Origin of the sequence: Pseudarthrobacter phenanthrenivorans, assembly GCF_036455295.1 — a bacterium.
Taxonomy (GTDB): Bacteria; Actinomycetota; Actinomycetes; order Actinomycetales; family Micrococcaceae; genus Arthrobacter; species Arthrobacter phenanthrenivorans_C.
Genome location: NZ_JAYXNX010000005.1, coordinates 51,628 through 71,322 on the forward strand (window position 1 = coordinate 51,628; position 19,695 = coordinate 71,322).

Consider the following 19,695-nt stretch of genomic DNA (forward strand, 5'->3'; position numbering starts at 1 on the left):
GGGCCCCACCACTGGTGGGGCCCGACGTCGTTTTACGTATTTTGCTTAGTGCGCGTGGTCGCCGCGGCTGTATTCATACACCCAGCCAACGAGAGCCACGATGGCGATGCCGCCTGCAATGAAGATGATCCAGGCACCTACAGCCAGGCCGAGGAAGCCGGTAGCGCAGGCAATCCCCAAAACCAGGGGCCACCAGCTCCAGGGGCTGAAGTGCCCCTGCTCGCCGGCGCCTTCATGGATTTCAGCGTCGCTGCGGTCCTCGGGCCGGAGGCCTACACGCTTACCCGTGAAGCCAAGGTACGCGCCGATCATGCCGGCGAGGCCGCCCACCAGCAGGATGCCCAGCGTACCCACCCACTCACTCCAGCTGGTGAGGAAGCCGTAGACGAGTGCGACGGGGACGAAGAAGAAGACTCCGGAACCAAAAATCCAGGATTCGATTTTCACAGTGCGGTGTCCTTCTGGTCGGCGTTGCCGAGAACCGCTGCTGCGGGAGCCGGCGACTCAGCGGTGTGGACCTGGCGGAGTTCGGGGTGGTGCAGGTCCAGTGCGGGACGCTCCGAACGGATCCGGGGCAGGGACGTGAAGTTGTGGCGCGGCGGCGGGCAGGATGTGGCCCACTCGAGTGATGCACCGAAGCCCCACGGATCATCAACCTGGACACGCTCTGCACTGCGCCAGGTGATGTAGATGTTCCAGAAGAACGGGATGAGGGACGCACCGAGAACGAACGACGAGATGGTGGAGAACTGGTTCATCCAGGTGAAGTTGTCCTCCGGCAGGTAGTCGGCGTACCGGCGGGGCATACCCTCGACACCCAGCCAGTGCTGGATGAGGAACGTCCCGTGGAAGCCCAGGAACAGGAGCCAGAAGTGGATCTTGCCCAGGCGCTCGTTGAGCATCTTGCCGGTCCACTTGGGCCACCAGAAGTAGAACCCGGCGAACATGGCGAACACCACGGTGCCGAACACCACGTAGTGGAAGTGCGCCACCACGAAGTAGGAGTCCGAAACGTGGAAGTCCAGCGGCGGCGAGGCCAGGATGATGCCGGTAAGGCCGCCGAAGAGGAACGTGATCATGAAGCCGATGCTCCACAGCATGGGGGTCTCGAAGGTCAGCGACCCTCGCCACATGGTGCCGATCCAGTTGAAGAATTTCACGCCCGTGGGCACTGCGATCAGCATGGTCATGAAGGAGAAGAACGGCAGGAGGACTGCACCGGTGACGTACATGTGGTGCGCCCAAACCGTCACCGACAGCGCGGCAATGGCGATGGTGGCGTATACCAGACCCTTGTAGCCGAAGATCGGCTTGCGGCTGAAGACCGGGAAGATCTCCGAGACGATGCCGAAGAACGGCAGCGCGATGATGTACACCTCGGGGTGGCCGAAGAACCAGAACAGGTGCTGCCAGAGGACAGCGCCACCGTTGGCGGGATCGAAGATGTGCGCACCGAACTTGCGGTCAGCACCCAGGGCGAACAGGGCGGCGGCCAGCGGCGGGAAGGCCATGAGCACCAGGATGGCGGTGATCAGGGTGTTCCAGGTGAAGATGGGCATCCGCCACATGGTCATGCCGGGGGCCCGCATGCAGATGATGGTGGTGATGAAGTTGACCGCACCGAGGATGGTGCCGAAGCCGGACAGCGCCAGGCCGAAGACCCACAGGTCACCACCGATGCCGGGGGTGAACGTGGTGTTGGACAACGGCGCGTAAGCGAACCAGCCAACGGACGCAGCACCCTGCGGGGTGATGAATCCGGAACCGGCAATGGTGGAGCCGAACAGGAAGAACCAGACCGCCAGCGCGTTCAGGCGCGGGAACGCAACGTCAGGGGCACCGATCTGCAGCGGCATGATCACGTTGGCAAACCCGGCGAACAGCGGGGTGGCGAACATCAGCAGCATGACCGTGCCGTGCATGGTGAACAGCTGGTTGTACTGCTCCTTGGTCTGCAGGATCTGCATGCCGGGCTCAAACAGCTCGGCGCGGATCAGCAGCGCCATCACGCCGCCCAGGCAGAAGAACACGAAGGACGCAATCAGGTACATGTACCCGATGGTCTTGTGGTCAGTGGAGGTGATCCAGTTGACGACGATGCGCCCCTTGGATTTGGGTACCACGGGAGCCGGCAGGACTCCCGCTGGTGCGGATTGGGTGTACGTAGCCACGTCGCTCCCCTTACTTGGTTTCGTTCAGGTTCGGGTTGCGGTCGTACTCCACGCCGAGCAGGCCGGTGTTGCCTTCAGCCTTGAGCTGGTCCATGTGGGCCTGGAATTCGGATTCCGACACCACCTTCACGCGGAACAGCATTTCGGAGTGGTACTCGCCGCAGAGTTCGGCACACTTGCCGTCGTAGGTGCCCTCTTTAGTGGGGGTGAACCGGATGTAGTTGGTCTTGCCGGGGATCATGTCGCGCTTCTGGAGGAAGGCGGGGACCCAGAAAGAGTGGATGACATCGCGGGAGTTAAGTTCAAGGTCAACGGACTTGTTGACCGGCAAGTACAGGGTGGGGAGCTGTTCCTTGTCAATGGGGTTGCCCGTGAGGTGCGCCTGGACGCCGGCCTCGTGAAGGTCTTCCTGGATGACGTTGCCGGACTTGTAGTTGAAGTCCCAGGCCCACTGCTTGCCGCGGACGTCAACTACGACGTCGGCCGGCTGCGAACGGTCATCGATGGCCTGCTGGTCGCGGTCGGTGAAGTAGAAAAACACCAGGACCATGAAGATGGGGATGGTCAGGTAGAAGACCTCGAGCGGGAGGTTAAAGCTGGTCTGCCGCGGGAAACCTACGGTTCCCTTGCGGCGGCGGTAGGCAACCAGGCACCAGATGATCAGGCCCCATGTAATGGTGCCCACCACGAGCGCAGCAATCCATGAGTTGACCCAGAGGTCCATGATGCGGTCGGTGTTGCTGGTGGTGCCACGTTCAGTGGGCATCCACCCTTTCTCTACCTCTGGCGAACATCCGGTCAAAACCAACGCGCCGGCAATTGCCAAGCTTGAGATCGTGGTGATCGTTTTGCGTCGGCTGCCGGTTCGGTTCTGCGAACTCACAGACGGCCCTTCCTACTTGTTGCTGTTGACCGGGCAGCCAAAGGCGCTCCGGGCACAAAAAAAGTTTTACTACTCGGTGTAGAGCTTACCGCTCCGCCGGGCGTTTCGCCCACATGTCCGCGCCGAGCCCCCGTACCGTTTTGGACGGCAGGAAACCCGGCGCGGACATCAGGCGAAATAACCGGCTTAGTGGAATGAATCGCCGCAGGCGCAGGAGCCGCCGGCGTTCGGATTGTCGATGGTGAAACCCTGCTTCGAGATGGTGTCCTCGAAGTCGATGCTGGCGCCGCTCAGGTACGGGACGCTCATCTTGTCGACAACAACCTCGACGCCGTCAAAGTCGCGCACGGCATCGCCATCAAGGAGCCGTTCGTCGAAGTAGAGCTGGTAAATCAACCCTGAGCATCCACCGGGCTGCACTGCCACGCGCAGGCGCAGGTCCGTCCGGCCTTCCTGCTCAAGGAGGCTGCGTACCTTGCCGGCGGCGACATCGGTCAGATTGACCTCGTGAACGGGCAGTTCGTCGCTGGCCACGGTGGTGGCGGTGCTGGTTTCGTTGGTTGAGGTGCTCATTGGCCTACCTTCTTAGGACGGTCTGGCGGCGCCGCCGGAACGGCGCCTGCCCCTACAAATACGGTATGGGCTATAGCTACATGCTACGCGCGGCAGTCCTGTAGCTCTAACTCCTGGCGTAACCGTCAAAGCACTCCGGTTGTTCCCTGGAAGCCCGCACGGTTCGCCCTGCCCAAAAAGGAGCTCAGTGCTGCGCAGCAAGTCCTTCGCCGTTGAAACGGGCAAGCATCAGCGCCTCTGCCAGGATGGCGTTGCGGAAGTCGCCGATATGAAGGGACTCGTTGGCGCTGTGGGCCCGCGAATCAGGGTCCTCCACGCCCGTAACCAGGATCTGGGCAGCCGGGTACAGCTCGGTCAGATCGGCAATGAACGGAATGGAGCCGCCAATTCCGGTCTCCACGGCACTAACGCCCCAAGCCTCCCCCAGGGCCCACAGGGCCACGGACGCGGCGGCGGAGGAAGTGTCGGTCCGGAACGGGTTGCCGGCCTCCCCCGGGGTGAAGACGACCCTGGCGCCGAACGGGGCGTGCGATTCCACGTGCCGGCGCACTGCTTCCATGGCTTCCGCGGGATCCTGGCCCGGCGCCAGCCGCAGGCTGAACTTGGCCCGCGCGCGCGGCAGCAGGGTATTGGATGCCACGTCCACGGCGGGGGCATCGAACCCGATGATGGAGAGTGCCGGCTTGGTCCACAGCCGGGAGGCGATACTTCCCGTCCCGGCAAGCCTGACGCCGTCGAGCACCGAAGCGTCGCTGCGGTAGTCCGCTTCCGGCATCTCGACCGAGGCCGTGTCCCCGGTGACCAGGCCCTCGATGGCCACGTTGCCGTCGTCGTCGTGAAGCGTTGCGATGAGACGGGACAGCAGGGTGGGTGCGTCCAGCACCGGACCGCCGTACATGCCCGAGTGCACGGCGTGTTCCAGGACCTGCACCTCTATGCTGCCGTCCACCAGGCCGCGAAGGCTGGTGGTGAGCGCTGGGATCCCGACCTTCCAGTTGCTCGAATCGGCCACGACGATGACGTCGGCCCGCAGCAGTTCCCGGTTTGCCTCAAGGAACGGGCGGAACGTGGGTGATCCCGCTTCCTCCTCCCCTTCGATGAAGAAGGTCACCCCAAGCCCCAGGGAACCGGCCAGGACGTCAGCGACGGCGGTGTAGGCAGCGATGTGCGTCATGATCCCGGCTTTGTCGTCGGCGGCGCCCCGGCCGTACAGGCGGCCGTTTTTCTCGACGGCGGCGAACGGCTCGGTTTCCCAGAACGACTCGTCGCCCACCGGCTGGACGTCGTGGTGGGCGTACAGGAGGATGGTCGGTTTTCCTTCGGCGGCCGGACGGCGCGCGACGACGGCCGGGCCGCCGGGGGTGCCGTCCGCTTTGTTGACGGAGAGTACCTGGACATCGTCAAGGCCGGCGCCACGGAGGAGTTCGGCGACGGCGTCAGCGCTGCGTTCCAGCGGTGCACGGTCGAAGCTGGGCCACGCTATGCCTGGGATGGACACGAGATCCTTGAGCCTTGAGAGCGTCCGGTCGAAAGAGCGGTCTACTGCCGAACGGAGATCTTCCGTCCCAGCAGTTGTCCCGGTGTCCGTTCCCGGGGTGTCTGCGGTGCTGTGCGGGGTGGCCGCGGGTGATGAAGTCATGGCCAAAACATTACCCCCGTCACATTCGGCGGCCGTCCGGGGCAGCCGCGGGCACCGGCAAAGGGTGCCCCGCTGCAAGGTATTCTGGTCAGGTGTTCGGACGTAGAAAAGAAGCGCCCACGGCGCAGGAAACCATAGACCAGCAGGCAGCGGAGGCGGCCGCACGGCAGAACAGCGCCGTCGGAAAGGGGGCGCCCACCCCTACGCGCAAAGCCCAGGAAGCTGCCCGCAAGCGCCCGCTGGTGCCCGAGGACCGCAAGGCCTCCAAAGCTGCCGAACGCCAGGCCGTCCAGGACCAGCGCCTCAAGATGCGCCGGGCCCTGGATACCGGCGACGAGAAGTTCCTGCCGCTGCGGGACAAGGGTCCGCAGAAGCGCTTTGCCCGTGACTTCGTGGACGCGCGGTTCAACCTGGGCGAGTACCTGATGTTTGGCGCCCTGGTCTTCGTGCTGGTGTCCCTGGTGGTCCCGGCCTCCAGCGACATGATGATTTACGTCCTCGGTGCTTTCTGGGTGATGTTCCTGGCCGTTTTCGTGGACGTCTTCATCCTTTCGCGGAAGCTTCGCAAGCGGCTGGCCGAAAAGTTTGGCGCAGTGGAGGGCGGTACCGTCTGGTACGGCTCCATGCGCTCCCTGCAGTTCCGCAAACTGCGGCTCCCCAAGCCCCAGGTGCAGCGCGGGCAGTACCCCGCCTGAACCGTCACCACTTCAAGACAGAAAACCCCGGCGGGATGATCCCGCCGGGGTTTTCTGCCAGTTAATCGTTGCCACGCTGCCGGGGTGCCCGCGGCACCCCAAGGGTCAGGAGCGGCGGTTCTTTGCCAGCTGCCTGTTGATCCTGGCTGCCCAGAACGGTCCCTCATACAGGAAGGCGGTGTAGCCCTGCACCAGGGTTGCACCGGCGTCGAGCCGTTCCTGGACGTCCTGCGCCGATTCGACGCCGCCGACCGCAACCAGGGTCAAAGCATCTCCGGTAGCTTGTTTGAGCCGCTTCAGCACCTCCAGCGAACGCTGCTTCAACGGTGCGCCGGACAACCCGCCTGCACCGCATTTCTCCACCTCGTCCGCAGGCGAGGTCAGTCCCGTCCGGGCGATGGTGGTGTTGGTGGCGATGATGCCGTCCAGCTTCAGGTCCAAGGCAAGCCGGGCAACGTCATCGATGTCCTCGTCGCTGAGGTCAGGGGCTATCTTCACCAGCAGCGGCACATGCCGGCCGGCGGCGCGGTCGGCTTCCTGCCCGACGGCGGTAAGCAGGGGACGCAGCGACTCCACGTCCTGGAGCAACCGCAGTCCCGGCGTGTTGGGCGAACTCACGTTCACCACGAGGTAGTCCGCGGCAGGTGCCAGGCTGCGGGCGCTGACCAGGTAATCGTCCACAGCGTCGGCAAGCTCCACAACCTTTGTCTTGCCGATGTTGACGCCGATGACCGGCCGCACCGCCGGGTAGCGGCGCTGAAGCGCGGCACGCGCTGCCCTCAGCCGGGGGGCCACGGCCGCGGCGCCGTCGTTATTGAATCCCATGCGGTTGATGACCGCCCGGTCCTTTACCAGGCGGAACAGCCGCGGCTTGTCATTGCCGGGCTGGGCCTGCCCGGTGATGGTGCCTACCTCCACGTGGCCGAAGCCAAGCTCAGAGAGCGCCTCGACGCCGTGGCCTTCCTTGTCGAAGCCCGCGGCCAGCCCGAAAGGCGAGGGAAAAGTGACGCCGAAAGCCGTGGTCTGCAGCGCCGGGGACGGCGCGGTCAGCTTCTGCAGCACCTTCCCGGCACCTGATGCATGCGCGAGGCGGATGCCTGTGAATCCGATCTTGTGGGCGCGCTCGGCGTCCATCCATGAAAAGGCCAGCCTGAAGAAAGTGGGGTAAACGCGCATGCCTACAGTTTCCCGTTCTTGGGGCGCGGTTCCAAAACGAGGAAGCCGGCCGCATGACATGCGTACCGGGCCCTCCGGTTTAGCATGAGGGCATGCAGTGGGAGCAGGACATCCTGGGCGCGGACTTCGAGTCCCATTCCTTCGTGGCGTCGGGACCTGACGGGGTGGAACGCACCGCCACCCTGGTCCGGCTCCGGCCACCGCGGCGGGACGGCGCGGCCACCCTCCCCCGCCGGGCTGTGCTCTTCCTGCATGGCTGGAGCGATTACTTCTTCAACAAGGACCTGGCGCGGTTCTGGGCTGCGGCCGGCTACGACTTCTACGCCCTGGACATGCACAACCATGGACGGAGCCTGCGTCCGGAGTCACCGGGTGGTTACGTGGGCGACCTGGCTGCCTACGATGCCGAAATCGAGGAGGCGTGCCGGCTCATCAGCCTTGAAGGGGCGCCCGGACCCGTGGCTTTGATGGGCCATTCCACCGGCGGCCTGGTGGCGGCCCTGTGGACCAGCAGGCATCCGGAGGCGGTATCGCTGCTGGTCCTTAACAGCCCGTGGCTTGAGATGCATGGCAGTTCACTGGTGCGTCGTGCCGCTTCCGGCATGGTGGGCCCCGTGGCCCGTCTCCGGCCGCAGACAGTACTCCGCCTGCCGGAGCGGGGCCACTACTGGCGCACCATCAGCAGTGCGGCCGACGGCGAATGGCCGCTTGACGAGCGCTACCGGCCCCGGCTGGCTTTCCCCGTGCGGGCGGGCTGGCTAAGTGCGGTTCTGGCCGGGCACGCTAGGGTGGCACGGGGCCTGGAGATCGAGGCGCCGATACTGGTGCTGCTCTCCAAGGGCAGCGCAAACGGGTTGCTGTGGTCGGAGGAAATGCGCCGCACCGACGCCGTCCTGGATGTCAACACCATCAGCGCCAGGGCACTGAGCCTGGGCCGCACGGTGACTGTGGAGCGAATCGACGGCGCCCTCCACGACGTGCTCCTGTCGCCCGAGCCCGTCCGGTCGGATGCCTACTCCCGGCTGTCCCGCTGGCTGCGGGCGTACGGGTGACGCTACTGCGACGGAAGACCCCCACCGGAGTTCGCGGGCGCGGCGGCATCCACCGCACCGCCGTAGCGCCGGTCGCGCCGGGCATATTCCTCAACGGCAGCCCAGAGCGTGCGCCGATCCACGTCAGGCCACAGCGTGTCCATGAACACGAACTCCGCGTAGGCCGACTGCCACAGCAGGAAGTTGGACAGCCTCTGCTCCCCCGAACTGCGCAGGAAGAGGTCCACGTCCGGGAGGTCCGGTTCGTCGAGGTATTTCTGGATGGTCCGTTCGGTGATGGCGCCCGGTTTTAGCTTGCCGGCCGCAACGTCGGCAGCGATCGCGGACACGGCATCAGTGATCTCAGCGCGGCCGCCGTAATTAACACACATGGTCAAATTACACGTCGAGTTGCCGGCAGTGAATTCCTCGGCCTCCTCCAGTTCCCGGATCACGGAGCCCCACAGCCGCGGCCTCCGTCCTGCCCACCGGATCCTGATTCCCCAGTCATCCAACTGGTTCCGCTGGCGTCGCAGCACATCCTTGTTAAATCCCATCAGGAAGCGGACTTCCTCAGGAGACCTGCGCCAGTTCTCGGTGGAGAAGGCATAGACACTGACGTACTCGATGCCCAACTCGATGGCACCTGCCATGACATCCAGCAGCGCGGGCTCGCCCGCCTTGTGCCCCTCGATCCGCGGCAGGCCCCGCTGATTGGCCCAGCGGCCGTTGCCGTCCATGACGATGGCCACGTGCCGGGGAACGAATTCCGCCGGGATGGACGGCGCCACCGCGCCGGAGGGGTGCGGGTAGGGCGCCACCACAGGATGGGTGCGCCTGCGGGCTGCGTTGTTCTTTTTTCCCAGGGCCACTGTCAGCTACGCTCCACATGTTTGAGGGACTTCAATACTCGTTCCAGGTGCCACTGCAGGTATGCGGCTACCAATCCCGCAGCTTCCTTACGGTGCTGGGGCAGGGAAGCGTCCGCCGTCGTCCACTCCCCGGTCAGTAACGCAGCCAACAGGATGACGGTCTCGGGCGCGGGCGCGGGGGACCCCGGCGGGCGGCACTGGGGGCAGACCATGCCGCCCAGCGGTGCGGAAAACGCGGTGTGCGGACCGGCCACACCGCACCGGGCGCAGTCGGTGAAGCTGGGAGCCCAACCGCCGGTAGCAAGGGCGCGCAGCAGGTAGGAGTCCAGGATCAGGCCGGCCGCATGTTCGTCGCGGCTCAGGGAAGCAAGGGCCCCCACCAGCAGGTTGTACTGCGCAGTTCCGGCCTCACCGTCCACGTCCGTAAGCTTTTCCGCCGTCTCTGTCATGGCCGCGGCGACGGTGTACCTGCCGTAGTCAGCGGCGATGCTCCCGCCGTACGCACCTTTGGCGACAGCCTGCGTGACAATGTCCAGCGTGCGGCCCGAGACCAGCTGGAGGTCCGCCACCATAAAAGGTTCAAGCCGGGCGCCAAAACGGCTGCTGGTGCGCCGGACCCCCTTGGCGACGGCGCGAACCTGCCCGTGGTGCTTGGTCAGGAGGGTGATAATCCTGTCCGCCTCGCCCAGCTTGTGGGTACGGAGCACCACGGCGTCGTCCCGGTACGCGCGGGAGGCAAAAGACTGTTGGACCACGCTCTATCTTCCCATCCTGCAGTGGCAGGAGCCGGCAGGACCCGGCGGTGCCGCCGGAGCGAACCGGCGGCACCACTGTCCCGTATCAGGCCTGGGCGTCCCGGATGGCACGGTTGACCGCTGAGATAACGGCCTTGAGCGAGGACATGCTGGTGTTGGCGTCGATGCCGACACCCCACAGGACGCGCTCACCAACAGCACATTCGACGTAGGCCGCGGCCATGGCGTTGCCGCCTTCGGACAGGGCGTGCTCGCTGTAGTCCAGCACCCGGACGTCCACGCCGTCCTCGTGCAGGATGTTCAGCAGGGCGGCAATAGGACCGTTCCCGGTGCCCGTCCGGCTTACCTGCGCACCGTCAATGGTGAGCGAAGCATGGAGCGTCATGCCGCCGTCGGCGTCCGTCTCCGTTTTGACCCCACCCAGGGAGTAGCGTCCCCACTGGCCGTCCGCCTTGCCGGAGGGCAGGTACTCGTCCTGGAAGATCTGCCAGAGCTGGGCGCCGCTGACCTCCCCGCCCACGGTATCCGTGCGGCGCTGGATGACTCCGGAGAACTCGATCTGTGCGCGGCGCGGCAGGTCCAGGCTGTGTTCGTTTTTCAGCAGGTAGGCTACGCCGCCCTTGCCGGACTGCGAGTTCACGCGGATGACGGCCTCGTAGCTCCGGCCCAGGTCCTTCGGGTCAACCGGGAGGTACGGAACCTGCCAGGTAAAGTCGTCCACGGCCTTGCCGGCGGCGGCGGCATCCCGCTCCAGCGCTTCAAACCCCTTCTTGATGGCGTCCTGGTGGGAGCCGGAGAACGCCGTGAACACCAGGTCCCCGCCGTACGGGGAGCGTTCCGGGACTGGCAGCTGGTTGCAGTACTCAACGGTCCGGCGGACGTCGTCGATGTTGGAGAAATCGATCATGGGGTCAATGCCCTGGACGAACAGGTTCAGGCCCAGGGTGACCAGGTCCACGTTTCCGGTACGCTCGCCGTTGCCGAAGAGGCAGCCCTCGATGCGGTCGGCGCCGGCCATGTAGCCCAGTTCGGCCGCAGCCACTCCGGTGCCGCGGTCGTTGTGCGGGTGCAGGGAGAGGATGATGCCCTCACGGGGGTGGAGGTGGCGGCTCATCCACTCAATGGAGTCGGCGTAGACATTCGGAGTGGCCATTTCGACCGTTGCGGGCAGGTTGATGATCACCTGTCGGTCGGCGGACGCTTCGAAGACGTCAGCCACTGCGTTGCAGACCCGCACGGCGTATTCGAGCTCGGTGCCGGTAAAGGACTCCGGGGAGTATTCGTACGTGACGTGCGTGTCAGCGAGCGTTTCCTCGTACTTCTTGCACAGGCGGGCGCCCTGGAGTGCGATGTCCAGGATGCCGTCCTCGTCCTGGTTGAAGACCACGCGCCGCTGCAGGACCGAGGTGGAGTTGTAGAGGTGGACGATGGCCTGCTTGGCGCCTACGAGGGACTCATAGGTGCGTTCGATGAGGTGTTCGCGTGCCTGGGTCAGGACCTGGATGGTGACGTCGTCAGGAATGTGGTTGCCCTCGATGAGCTGGCGGACAAAGTCGAAGTCCGTCTGCGAAGCGGACGGGAATCCAACCTCAATCTCCTTGTAGCCCATGCGGACCAGCAGGTCGAACATCTTCATCTTGCGGGCCGGGCTCATGGGGTCGATCAGCGCCTGGTTGCCGTCGCGCAGGTCCACTGCGCACCACCGCGGAGCCTTGGTGATGACCTTGTCCGGCCAGGTGCGGTCCGGGAGTTCAACCTTGATCTGGTCCTGGAACGGCGTGTACCGGTGGGCAGGCATTCCTGAGGGCTTCTGTGCGTTTCGCATGATGTTCGTGGCCTTTTCTATCGATCTTCAGTGAAAGGGTGGCCGGGCAACACAAACTCCGCAGCGAGGGTGGGCCGTGCGCTAGATAGCGTCTGTGGCCTCGCCGCGGCAGCTAAGGAGAAGGAGCTCTGCACGCACTCTTTGAGGGTAACACGGGTGCGTAAGATGAAAGGGCACTACCGTCCGTAAAGTCCAGCATGCAGACGCCTCGGGTGTATCGCCCGGCAGCGGCGTCCCAGCAAAAGGAGTTGCAGTGCCCATTTCGGGGATCGATCTGTCCACCTTTGATCACACAGTCCGGCCGCAGGACGACCTCTACCAGCACGTGAACGGCGCCTGGCTGAAAACCACCGAGATTCCTGACGACCGGCCCCTTGAGGGTACCTTCACGGCACTTCGGGACGGGTCCGAGATCGCCGTCCGGGACATCATCGAGGAAGCTGCGGCCAAGGGCGCGGACGCCAGCGGGATCGAGCGGAAAATCGGGGACCTCTACAACAGCTTCATGGACGAGGCGACAGTGGAAGCCAAGGGCATGGAGCCCATCCGGGGCCGGCTCGCTGAAGTGGCTGCCACCGGATCGGTGCCGGAACTCATTTCGCTGGCCGGCCGGTTATTCCGTGCCGACGTGGGCGGCCTGTTCTACATCTATCCTGCTCCCGATGCAGGAAACCCCGACCGGGTCCTGTTGTACACGGGGCAGGGCGGGCTGGGCCTGCCGGACGAGTCCTATTACCGGGAGGAGAAGTTCGCGCCCGTCGTTACGGCCTACACGGCGCACGTGGAGAAGATGTTCGAACTGGCAGGACTTCCGGATCCCCACGGCGCTGCCGGCCGGGTGGTCCAGCTGGAGACAAAGCTGGCCTCGCACCATTGGGACAACGTCACGCTGCGGGACCCGCAAAAAACGTACAACCTTAAGACCGCGGACGAGGCCAATGCGCTCTTCCCGCTCCTGTCCACCTGGTTTGACGCTGCCGGAATCGACCCGGACAAGCGCGCCGAAATCGTGGTGAGTACTCCTGACTTCTTCTCCGGAGCTGCGGCGCTCCTGGACGAAGTGCCGCTGGCCACGTGGCAGGAATGGCTGGCCATGCGCGTGGTCAGCGCCGCTGCACCATACCTGTCCCCCGCGTTCGTGGACGCCAATTTCGCCTTCTATGGCACCACCATCAGCGGCACGCCCCGGAACAAGGACAGGTGGAAGCGCGGCGTCGCCGTCGTCGAAGCCGCCCTTGGCGAGGCAGTGGGGCAAATATACGTGGCGCGCCATTTCCCCGAGACGCACAAGGCGCGCATGCAGACCCTGGTGGCCAACCTCATCGAGGCCTACCGCCGCAGCATCAATGACGTCGGCTGGATGGGTGCGGACACCAAGGCAGAGGCCCTCCGCAAGCTTGAAGCCTTCCGGGCAAAGATCGGCTACCCGGACGAATGGATCGACTACTCCGCCGTGGAAATCGACCCCCGCGATCTGCTGGGAAACGTGGAACGGGCCCACAACGCGGACGTCGACAGGCACCTGGACGAGGTGGGCAAGCCGGTGGACCGGAACAAGTGGCTGATGACACCGCAGACGGTCAATGCGTACTACCACCCGATGATGAATGAGATCGTGTTCCCGGCGGCCATCCTGCAGCCTCCGTTCTTCACTGCCGACGCGGATGACGCGGTCAACTACGGCGGCATTGGCGCCGTGATCGGCCACGAAATCGGCCATGGCTTTGATGACCAGGGATCACAGTTCGACGGCGGGGGAGCGCTGCGGAACTGGTGGACGGACCAGGACCGCCAGGCATTCGAGGCACTGACGGCCCGGCTCGTGGCGCAGTATGAGGCGTTGTCCCCCACTGCCGCGCCCGGGCACCATGTCAATGGCAGGCTCACGCTCGGTGAGAACATTGGAGACCTGGCGGGCCTCACCATCGCCTACAAGGCGTACCTGATCAGCCTCGACGGCAAGGAACCGGAGGCCCTGGACGGCATGACGGGACAGCAGCGTTTCTTCGCCTCGTGGGCTGCCGGGTGGCGCCAGGTCATCCGGCAGGAAGAGGCCATCCGGCGGCTGGCCACTGATCCCCACTCCCCCAACGAGTTCCGGACCAATGCGATCGCGAAAAACCTGGATTCGTTCCACGAGGCATTCGACGTCACCGGCGAGGACGGCATGTGGATGCCCCCCGCGGAGCGGGTCAGCATCTGGTAGCCGGAACCCAATGCACGATGGGCCCCGCCTTTGACGGCGGGGCCCATCTCCTTAGTTGGCTGAAGCCTGGTCCGAACGGACTGCGGCGGTGCCGTTACTGCCGGACGATGACGTTCGGATTGGCCTGCTGGCAGACCTTGTCGCCTGCCGTCTGGTTGACGATGTCCTGCGGCAAAGCGGCCGCGCCGGCGCCCCCTGCGCCGGCCCCGAAAGCGGTGCCGGTGGTGAAATCGCTGCCGACGTACACCTGGACTCCTGTCACGGCGGGAGCCGGAATCATGAGGGTTGAAGGGATCCCCAACAGCGCGGCGACGTCAGCCGCCACATCATCGAAGCCGTTGCCGTAATAGACAGCCGTCTTCGCGACGGGCTGGGCGAGGAACTGTCCGGTCTGGGTGAAGCCGCCGGCGACGAGGGCCTGCACGAGTTCCTGCGCGCGGCCGTTGACGCCGCTGCCGTTCGCAACGGTTACGGGCTGGATGGCTTTGTTGTAGGGCGGCACCGGCGGCGCCGTCGCCGTTGGAGACGCGGACGGGGATGGCGTCTCATTTGGCGACGGAGTTGTTGGCGCGGTGGGGTCGGTCAGGTCAACGTTCTTCCGCAATGCCGAGAAAAGCTGTGCGCCGGCAGGCTCCGCGATGACCAGCCGGTTGGGGTCGATGGGCGCGGGCGTGGTGGGTACTGCCACGAACGCGACCTTGCTGATGTCGATGTTCTTGAGCCGGTTTCCAATGGTCAACAGGGCTGGAACGGAAGCAAGCCCCTCGTCAACGGTCAGGTTCTGCGTCACCACATCGGCAATCTTCAGCATTTTCGCCGGATCGGACAGGGTTCCGTCGTCCTTGATCTTCCGGGTCAGCGACGACAGGAAGCTTTGCTGCGCCTTGATGCGGCCCAGGTCGCCGCCGTCGGCAAAGGCATGGCGGGCGCGGAGGAAGGCAAGGGCCATCTCCCCCTGCACAGAGGATGTCCCGGCGGGCAGCCGCAGCCCTGAGTCGGGATCATATACTGCGTCACTGATGCAGACCTCAACACCGCCCACCGCATTGGACAGCTCCTTGACGGCGTTGAAGTCGGCCATCATGAAGTGGTCCACCTGCATACCGGTGAGTTTGTTGACGGTGTCCACGGCACAGCCGATGCCGGCCTCGCTCATGGCGTCGTTGATCATGACGCCGGTACGGGCCGGGTAGTCCTTGTTGGTTTTCCTGTCCTTGCAGTCGGGAATGTCCACCAGCAGGTCGCGTGGGAAGCTGATGACGTTGACGCGCTTGTTGTCCTCGGAGATGTCCATCAGCATCATGACGTCCGACTTGCCGTAACCGGTGGAATCATCAGCGGTCCCGTACTGGGAGTTCTTTCCGTCCCGGGTATCAGAACCAAGAATCAGGATCTGCAGCCGGCCCGTGGCATCGTTCCCGGGTGACTCGGTGGTCTCGCCGCCGGCGTTCAGGGGTGCTTTGGAAATATTGTTCTGGAGCCTGAAGAACCAGAACCCGGCAAATACGATTCCGGCCACCAGGACCAGTGCCACCACGCCGGTGACGGCCTTCAGCCACACCGGCATCCCGCGCAAAGGTCCAAGGTGCCGGGCAGCCCCAACAGCCCCGCCGTCTGAATGGCGGGACACCGGTCCCGGCCCGGCTGACAGGTCAGCCTCGTTGTCGCGCTGATCGCGGCCTTGACCCACGTGGTGAACCTTCCTCTAGATTCGAACCCGGCCCAACTTGGTGGTCCAGCTCGGAGAACTTCCCCGCCCCGCTCCCCGGGGGCCCCCTTGTCGTGGGTCAGAAACCCAATTTAACCAGCTGCTTGGGGTCACGCTGCCAGTCTTTGGCCACTTTGACGTGAAGGTCCAGGTAGATGCGAGTGCCCAGGAGGGCCTCGATGCCCTTGCGGGCGTTGGTGCCCACCTCACGCAGCCGGCTTCCGCCCTTGCCGATGATGATGGCCTTCTGCGATGGCCGCTCAACATAGAGGTTTACGCGGACGTCCAGCAGGGGGTTGTCTTCCGGCCGGTCCTCCCGGGGGACTATTTCCTCTACCACCACGGCCAGCGAGTGGGGAAGCTCGTCCCGGACCCCTTCCAGGGCGGCTTCGCGGATCAACTCAGCCACCATGACGGCTTCGGGTTCGTCCGTGAGCTCGCCGTCCGGGTACAGCGGAGGGGACGGCGGCATGTGGCTGATCAGCACATCGGCAACGGTCTCCACCTGGAAACCGTCTGTGGCGGAAACGGGAACAATGTCCTTCCAGCCGTCCTCCCCCATCACCTCACGGCCAAGGGCCGCCACGGCAAGGAGCTGTTCCGTCAGTGCCTGCTTGTCCACGAGGTCTGCCTTGGTGACGATGGCAATAACCGGCTTGCGGCCGACGGCGGCCAGCTGGGCGGCGATGAACTTGTCACCCGGGCCGATTTTCTCGTTGGCCGGAAGGCAAAATCCGATGGCGTCAACTTCGGCGAGGGTGTCCGCGACGAGGTCGTTAAGGCGCTTGCCGAGGAGGGTACGGGGGCGGTGCAGGCCCGGTGTATCCACGAGAATCAACTGGGCGTCGTCCCGGTGCACAATTCCCCGGATGGTGTGCCGCGTGGTCTGCGGCTTGGCGGACGTAATGGCCACTTTCTTACCCACCAACGCGTTGGTGAGGGTGGATTTGCCCGCGTTGGGGCGCCCCACCAGGACGGAAAACCCTGCGCGGAAGCCGCCAAAGTCGTCCGTATCCGCAACCTTATTTTTCTTGCTCACGTGGAACTCCCTGCTGGGTTGCTTCGGCCTCTTCCAGGAGGCCTTCAAGGTCAGTCTCTACTCTTGGTACCGGTGCCGCAATGATGTGGCTGACACGGTTTCGCCGGCCTTCCAGCCGGTCCGCACGCAGGGACACGCCCTGCACCTCAACGCTGCTGCCGACGATCGGGACCCGGCCAAGCGCCTTGGCGAGGAGGCCACCAACGGTGTCCACTTCGTCGTCGTCAATTTCCAGGTCGAAAAGCTCGCCCAGGTCGTCAATGCCCATCCGCGCACTGACGCGGTAGGACCCGTCACCGAGGGCCACCGCGTCCGCGCTCTCGGTGTCGTATTCGTCCACGATCTCGCCCACAATTTCCTCGATCAGGTCCTCGAGGGTCACCAGGCCGGCCGTGCCGCCGTATTCGTCGATAACAATGGCAACGTGTGTGGATTCCTTTTGCAGTTCGCGCAGGAGGTCGCTGACCGGCTTCGATTCCGGCACGTAACGGACCTCGCGGGCCAGTGACTCCACCAGGGGCGGCTGCTGGCCTGCGCCCAGCTGGTGGACGACAGCGGCAACATCCTTGAGGTAGACGATGCCAAGGATGTGGTCCGTGTTTTCGTTGATGACCGGAATCCTGGAATAGCCTGAACGAAGGAACAGGGACATCGCCTGGTGCAGGCTTGAGCCGGCTTCAATGCTGACGATGTCCGTCCGGGGCACCATCACGGCCCGCACCAAGGTGTCTCCGAAGTCGAATACGGACTGGATCATCTCCGCCTCGGTGTCCTCGATCATGTCGGACTCGCTGGCCCGGTCCACAAGTTCCCGGAACTCCTGCTCGCTGAAGAACGCGTCGTCGCCGCCGGGCGCACCAGGAGCTGCAGAGCTTCCCAGGGCAACCAGCCAGCCCGGAATCGGTCCCAGCACGCTGGTGAGGAACCGGACCATCGGAGCGGTGAAGCGCACCACGGCCCTGGAATGCAGCCGCCCGAGCTGCCGGGGTGACACGCCCACGATCACGAATCCCAGGAGAGCCATGATGCCGGTGGCCACCAGCCCGGCCAGCCACACGTTGTCGAGGAGGCTCGCGATCAGGACTGCGACAGCGACGGCCGAGGCCATCTCGAACCAGACACGCCAGAACCGAAGGGCCCGGGTGTGGGCTACGGGTTCGGCCAGGATCCGCCGCATGGCGGTGCCGCGGCTTCTGTGCAGGGCCTCTTCGGCGTCGTGCCGGGGAAGGAAACTGAACGCGGCCTCGGCAGCTGTCAGCACGGCCGCGACGGCAAGGAAGACCAGTGCCACCGCTACCAGGAGCAGTTGCGTCACTGGGTGGTCTCGGCGGGTGCTTCTTTGCCGGTGAAGCCGGACAGCAATTCACGCTGGAGACCGAACATCTCCGCCTTCTCCTCGGGCTCGGCGTGGTCGTAGCCCAGCAGGTGGAGGATGCCATGCGTGGTCAGCAGCAGCATCTCGTCCTGGAGCGAGTGGCCGGCGTTCCTGGCCTGGACCTTCGCCACCTGCGGGCAGATGGCGATGTCGCCCAGCATGCCCTGCGGGGTGGGCCGGTCCGGGGTTCCGGGAGTCAGTTCGTCCATGGGGACCGACAGCACGTCCGTGGCACCCGGCTCGTCCATGAGTTCGATGTGCAGCTTTTCCATGGCTGGTTCATCCACCAGAAGGATGGACAGTTCGGCCTGCGGATGAATGTAGAGCTGCTCGAAAATGTACCGCGACAGGGCAACGAGCTCCGATTCCTCCACTTGGATGCCGGACTCGTTGTTCACCTCGATGCTCACGCGTGTTCCCCCCGTTTTTCCCTGCTTGCTGAATGCTTGACACGGTTCCGCTGGGTTTCATCCCAGATGCTGTAGGCGTTGACGATGTCCCCCACGAGCCGGTGCCGCACAACGTCTGCGGCGTCCAGGACCGAGAAGCTTACGCCGTCGATGCCCTGGAGGATTTCCTCAACGATCCGCAGCCCGGAGCGCGTCCCGAAGGGCAGGTCCACCTGCGTGACGTCTCCGGTCACCACCATCTTGGAACCGAAGCCAAGCCGGGTGAGGAACATTTTCATCTGCTCGGGCGTCGTGTTCTGGGCCTCGTCCAGGATAATGAAGGCGTCGTTGAGGGTCCGGCCGCGCATGTAGGCCAGCGGCGCAACTTCGATGGTTCCGGCGGCCATCAGCCGCGGGATGGACTCTGGATCCATCATGTCGTGCAGAGCGTCATAGAGGGGGCGCAGGTAGGGGTCGATCTTGTCACTGAGCGTGCCGGGCAGGAACCCAAGCCGCTCCCCTGCCTCAACCGCGGGACGGGTCAGGATGATCCGGCTGACCTCTTTCTGCTGCAGCGCCTGGACTGCCTTGGCCATGGCCAAATAGGTCTTGCCGGTGCCGGCAGGGCCGATGCCGAAGATCACGGTGTTGGCGTCAATGGCATCAACGTAGTTCTTCTGGTTCAGCGTCTTGGGCCGGATGGTCCGTCCGCGGCTGGAGAGGATGTCGTGGGTGAGCACCTCAACCGGGTTCTGCAGGGATTGGGTGCGCAGGAGGGACACCAACTGCTGCAGCACGGCGGGAGTGATAACTGTGCCGCGCGCCACCAGGCCACGGACCTCCTGGAGCAGCCGCATGATCCGCGGCACGTCGCTGACCGGGCCGCTGATGGACAGTTCATTGCCGCGGGCGTGGAAGTTGACGTCCGGGAACTGCTCTTCGATGAACCGCAGGGCCTCATCATGGCTGCCGAGTGATTGAACCATCTGGTCGGAGTTCTCAAAGAGGACTACTTCTGTCCGGATGCCGGGCATGGAGTGCGGGAATTCCCCCGGACCGCCTTCGCCCGTATTGAGCCGGCGCTTACCATTCGCTGATTCAGTCATGGTGCTGGCCCGCAGGCCCGTGGTCCCCTCGAAGTTCGACGTCATTAGTTTTTGTTGCTGATGCCGGCTCCCGTTGCCCGGAGCGCCGTGCCCAGCGATCCCTTTATCTTACGCCAGCACCTGGACGCTCCCCATACCGGGAAGGCGCCGCCCGGGCGGAACAGTCCTTCCAAGGGCTTTCAGCGGCCGTTAGGTATCAACTTCATATCGGCCTCATATCGTTCCCGTTGCAGTTGTGCCGGAAGGGGCCGG

General features: G+C 64.6%; 18 protein-coding genes. 4 read left to right on the forward strand and 14 right to left on the reverse strand.

Annotated features, from left to right (window positions below; all coding sequences use genetic code 11):
- Positions 1–45: 45 nt before the first annotated feature.
- Genes VXJ37_RS08075 through ctaC form a run of 3 tightly spaced genes read right to left on the reverse strand, consistent with a single transcriptional unit; the run spans position 46 to position 2,997 of the window.
- Positions 46–447 carry a cytochrome c oxidase subunit 4 gene (locus tag VXJ37_RS08075; RefSeq protein WP_141941446.1) on the reverse strand — a complete coding sequence of 134 codons (402 nt, stop codon included), beginning with the start codon at positions 445–447 and terminating at the stop codon, positions 46–48.
- On the reverse strand, positions 444–2,171 hold the full coding sequence (gene ctaD / locus VXJ37_RS08080) for an aa3-type cytochrome oxidase subunit I (protein ID WP_331322535.1): 1,728 nt from the start codon (positions 2,169–2,171) through the stop codon (positions 444–446). The genes VXJ37_RS08075 and ctaD overlap by 4 nt, the downstream gene beginning before the upstream one ends.
- Before the next feature lie 10 nt (positions 2,172–2,181).
- On the reverse strand, positions 2,182–2,997 hold the full coding sequence (ctaC, locus tag VXJ37_RS08085; protein ID WP_440589783.1) for an aa3-type cytochrome oxidase subunit II: 816 nt from the start codon (positions 2,995–2,997) through the stop codon (positions 2,182–2,184).
- Between ctaC and VXJ37_RS08090 the strand changes: the two genes are divergently transcribed.
- On the forward strand, positions 2,930–3,136 hold the full coding sequence (locus tag VXJ37_RS08090; protein WP_331322537.1) for a hypothetical protein: 207 nt from the start codon (positions 2,930–2,932) through the stop codon (positions 3,134–3,136). The genes ctaC and VXJ37_RS08090 overlap by 68 nt on opposite strands.
- A 104-nt stretch (positions 3,137–3,240) precedes the next feature.
- On the opposite strand, the gene VXJ37_RS08095 is transcribed toward VXJ37_RS08090, so the two are convergent.
- Together VXJ37_RS08095 and VXJ37_RS08100 are read right to left on the reverse strand one after the other, a co-directional pair.
- Entirely contained in the window at positions 3,241–3,627 is a 387-nt protein-coding gene (locus tag VXJ37_RS08095) for a HesB/IscA family protein (RefSeq protein WP_043456239.1), read from the reverse strand.
- Positions 3,628–3,811: 184 nt separating this feature from the next.
- Complete coding sequence (locus VXJ37_RS08100) at positions 3,812–5,266, reverse strand: dipeptidase (protein WP_331322538.1); 1,455 nt, start codon at positions 5,264–5,266, stop codon at positions 3,812–3,814.
- Positions 5,267–5,358: 92 nt separating this feature from the next.
- Between VXJ37_RS08100 and VXJ37_RS08105 the strand changes: the two genes are divergently transcribed.
- Positions 5,359–5,961, forward strand: coding sequence for a DUF3043 domain-containing protein (locus tag VXJ37_RS08105; RefSeq protein ID WP_331322539.1), 603 nt, complete (start codon positions 5,359–5,361; stop codon positions 5,959–5,961).
- Between the two features lie 105 nt (positions 5,962–6,066).
- Here VXJ37_RS08105 and VXJ37_RS08110 read toward each other — a convergent pair whose 3' ends face one another.
- Positions 6,067–7,137 (reverse strand): quinone-dependent dihydroorotate dehydrogenase, encoded by a 1,071-nt coding sequence (locus tag VXJ37_RS08110; RefSeq protein ID WP_331322540.1) that lies wholly within the window; start codon positions 7,135–7,137, stop codon positions 6,067–6,069.
- A gap of 92 nt (positions 7,138–7,229) precedes the next feature.
- Between VXJ37_RS08110 and VXJ37_RS08115 the strand changes: the two genes are divergently transcribed.
- Entirely contained in the window at positions 7,230–8,189 is a 960-nt protein-coding gene (locus VXJ37_RS08115) for an alpha/beta hydrolase (protein WP_331322541.1), read from the forward strand.
- 2 nt (positions 8,190–8,191) lie between these two features.
- Here VXJ37_RS08115 and VXJ37_RS08120 read toward each other — a convergent pair whose 3' ends face one another.
- The 3 genes from VXJ37_RS08120 to leuA form a co-directional block, all read right to left on the reverse strand.
- On the reverse strand, positions 8,192–9,040 hold the full coding sequence (locus VXJ37_RS08120) for an isoprenyl transferase (RefSeq protein WP_331322542.1): 849 nt from the start codon (positions 9,038–9,040) through the stop codon (positions 8,192–8,194).
- 2 nt (positions 9,041–9,042) lie between these two features.
- The gene (gene recO, locus VXJ37_RS08125) at positions 9,043–9,795 is read right to left on the reverse strand and encodes a DNA repair protein RecO (RefSeq protein ID WP_331322543.1); all 753 of its coding nucleotides are present in this window, start codon (positions 9,793–9,795) and stop codon (positions 9,043–9,045) included.
- An 85-nt stretch (positions 9,796–9,880) separates the two neighbouring features.
- Positions 9,881–11,620 (reverse strand): 2-isopropylmalate synthase, encoded by a 1,740-nt coding sequence (gene leuA / locus VXJ37_RS08130; RefSeq protein ID WP_331322544.1) that lies wholly within the window; start codon positions 11,618–11,620, stop codon positions 9,881–9,883.
- A gap of 253 nt (positions 11,621–11,873) precedes the next feature.
- Here leuA and VXJ37_RS08135 point away from each other — a divergent pair, with 253 nt between their 5' ends.
- Positions 11,874–13,826: a M13 family metallopeptidase gene (locus VXJ37_RS08135; RefSeq protein ID WP_331322545.1), complete on the forward strand. Its 1,953-nt coding sequence runs from the start codon at positions 11,874–11,876 to the stop codon at positions 13,824–13,826.
- Positions 13,827–13,920: 94 nt separating this feature from the next.
- Here VXJ37_RS08135 and VXJ37_RS08140 read toward each other — a convergent pair whose 3' ends face one another.
- The 5 genes from VXJ37_RS08140 to VXJ37_RS08160 form a co-directional block, all read right to left on the reverse strand.
- A complete protein-coding gene (locus VXJ37_RS08140; RefSeq protein ID WP_440589784.1) occupies positions 13,921–15,516 on the reverse strand; it encodes an LCP family protein in 1,596 nt (531 codons plus the stop codon).
- A 97-nt stretch (positions 15,517–15,613) separates the two neighbouring features.
- On the reverse strand, positions 15,614–16,573 hold the full coding sequence (era, locus tag VXJ37_RS08145) for a GTPase Era (RefSeq protein WP_331322546.1): 960 nt from the start codon (positions 16,571–16,573) through the stop codon (positions 15,614–15,616).
- On the reverse strand, positions 16,557–17,888 hold the full coding sequence (locus tag VXJ37_RS08150; protein ID WP_331322547.1) for a hemolysin family protein: 1,332 nt from the start codon (positions 17,886–17,888) through the stop codon (positions 16,557–16,559). The genes era and VXJ37_RS08150 overlap by 17 nt, the downstream gene beginning before the upstream one ends.
- On the reverse strand, positions 17,885–18,358 hold the full coding sequence (gene ybeY / locus VXJ37_RS08155) for an rRNA maturation RNase YbeY (RefSeq protein ID WP_141941473.1): 474 nt from the start codon (positions 18,356–18,358) through the stop codon (positions 17,885–17,887). The genes VXJ37_RS08150 and ybeY overlap by 4 nt, the downstream gene beginning before the upstream one ends.
- The gene (locus tag VXJ37_RS08160) at positions 18,355–19,443 is read right to left on the reverse strand and encodes a PhoH family protein (protein WP_331322750.1); all 1,089 of its coding nucleotides are present in this window, start codon (positions 19,441–19,443) and stop codon (positions 18,355–18,357) included. The genes ybeY and VXJ37_RS08160 overlap by 4 nt, the downstream gene beginning before the upstream one ends.
- Positions 19,444–19,695: the final 252 nt, after the last annotated feature.

Coding starts and splice junctions, on each gene's coding strand:
- leuA (WP_331322544.1), bottom strand. CDS start 11,620: ATGCGAAACGCACAGAAGCCCTCAGGAATGCCTGCCCACCGGTACACG.
- VXJ37_RS08100 (WP_331322538.1), bottom strand. CDS start 5,266: ATGACTTCATCACCCGCGGCCACCCCGCACAGCACCGCAGACACCCCG.
- VXJ37_RS08160 (WP_331322750.1), bottom strand. CDS start 19,443: ATGACTGAATCAGCGAATGGTAAGCGCCGGCTCAATACGGGCGAAGGC.
- VXJ37_RS08115 (WP_331322541.1), top strand. CDS start 7,230: ATGCAGTGGGAGCAGGACATCCTGGGCGCGGACTTCGAGTCCCATTCC.
- VXJ37_RS08110 (WP_331322540.1), bottom strand. CDS start 7,137: ATGCGCGTTTACCCCACTTTCTTCAGGCTGGCCTTTTCATGGATGGAC.
- VXJ37_RS08095 (WP_043456239.1), bottom strand. CDS start 3,627: ATGAGCACCTCAACCAACGAAACCAGCACCGCCACCACCGTGGCCAGC.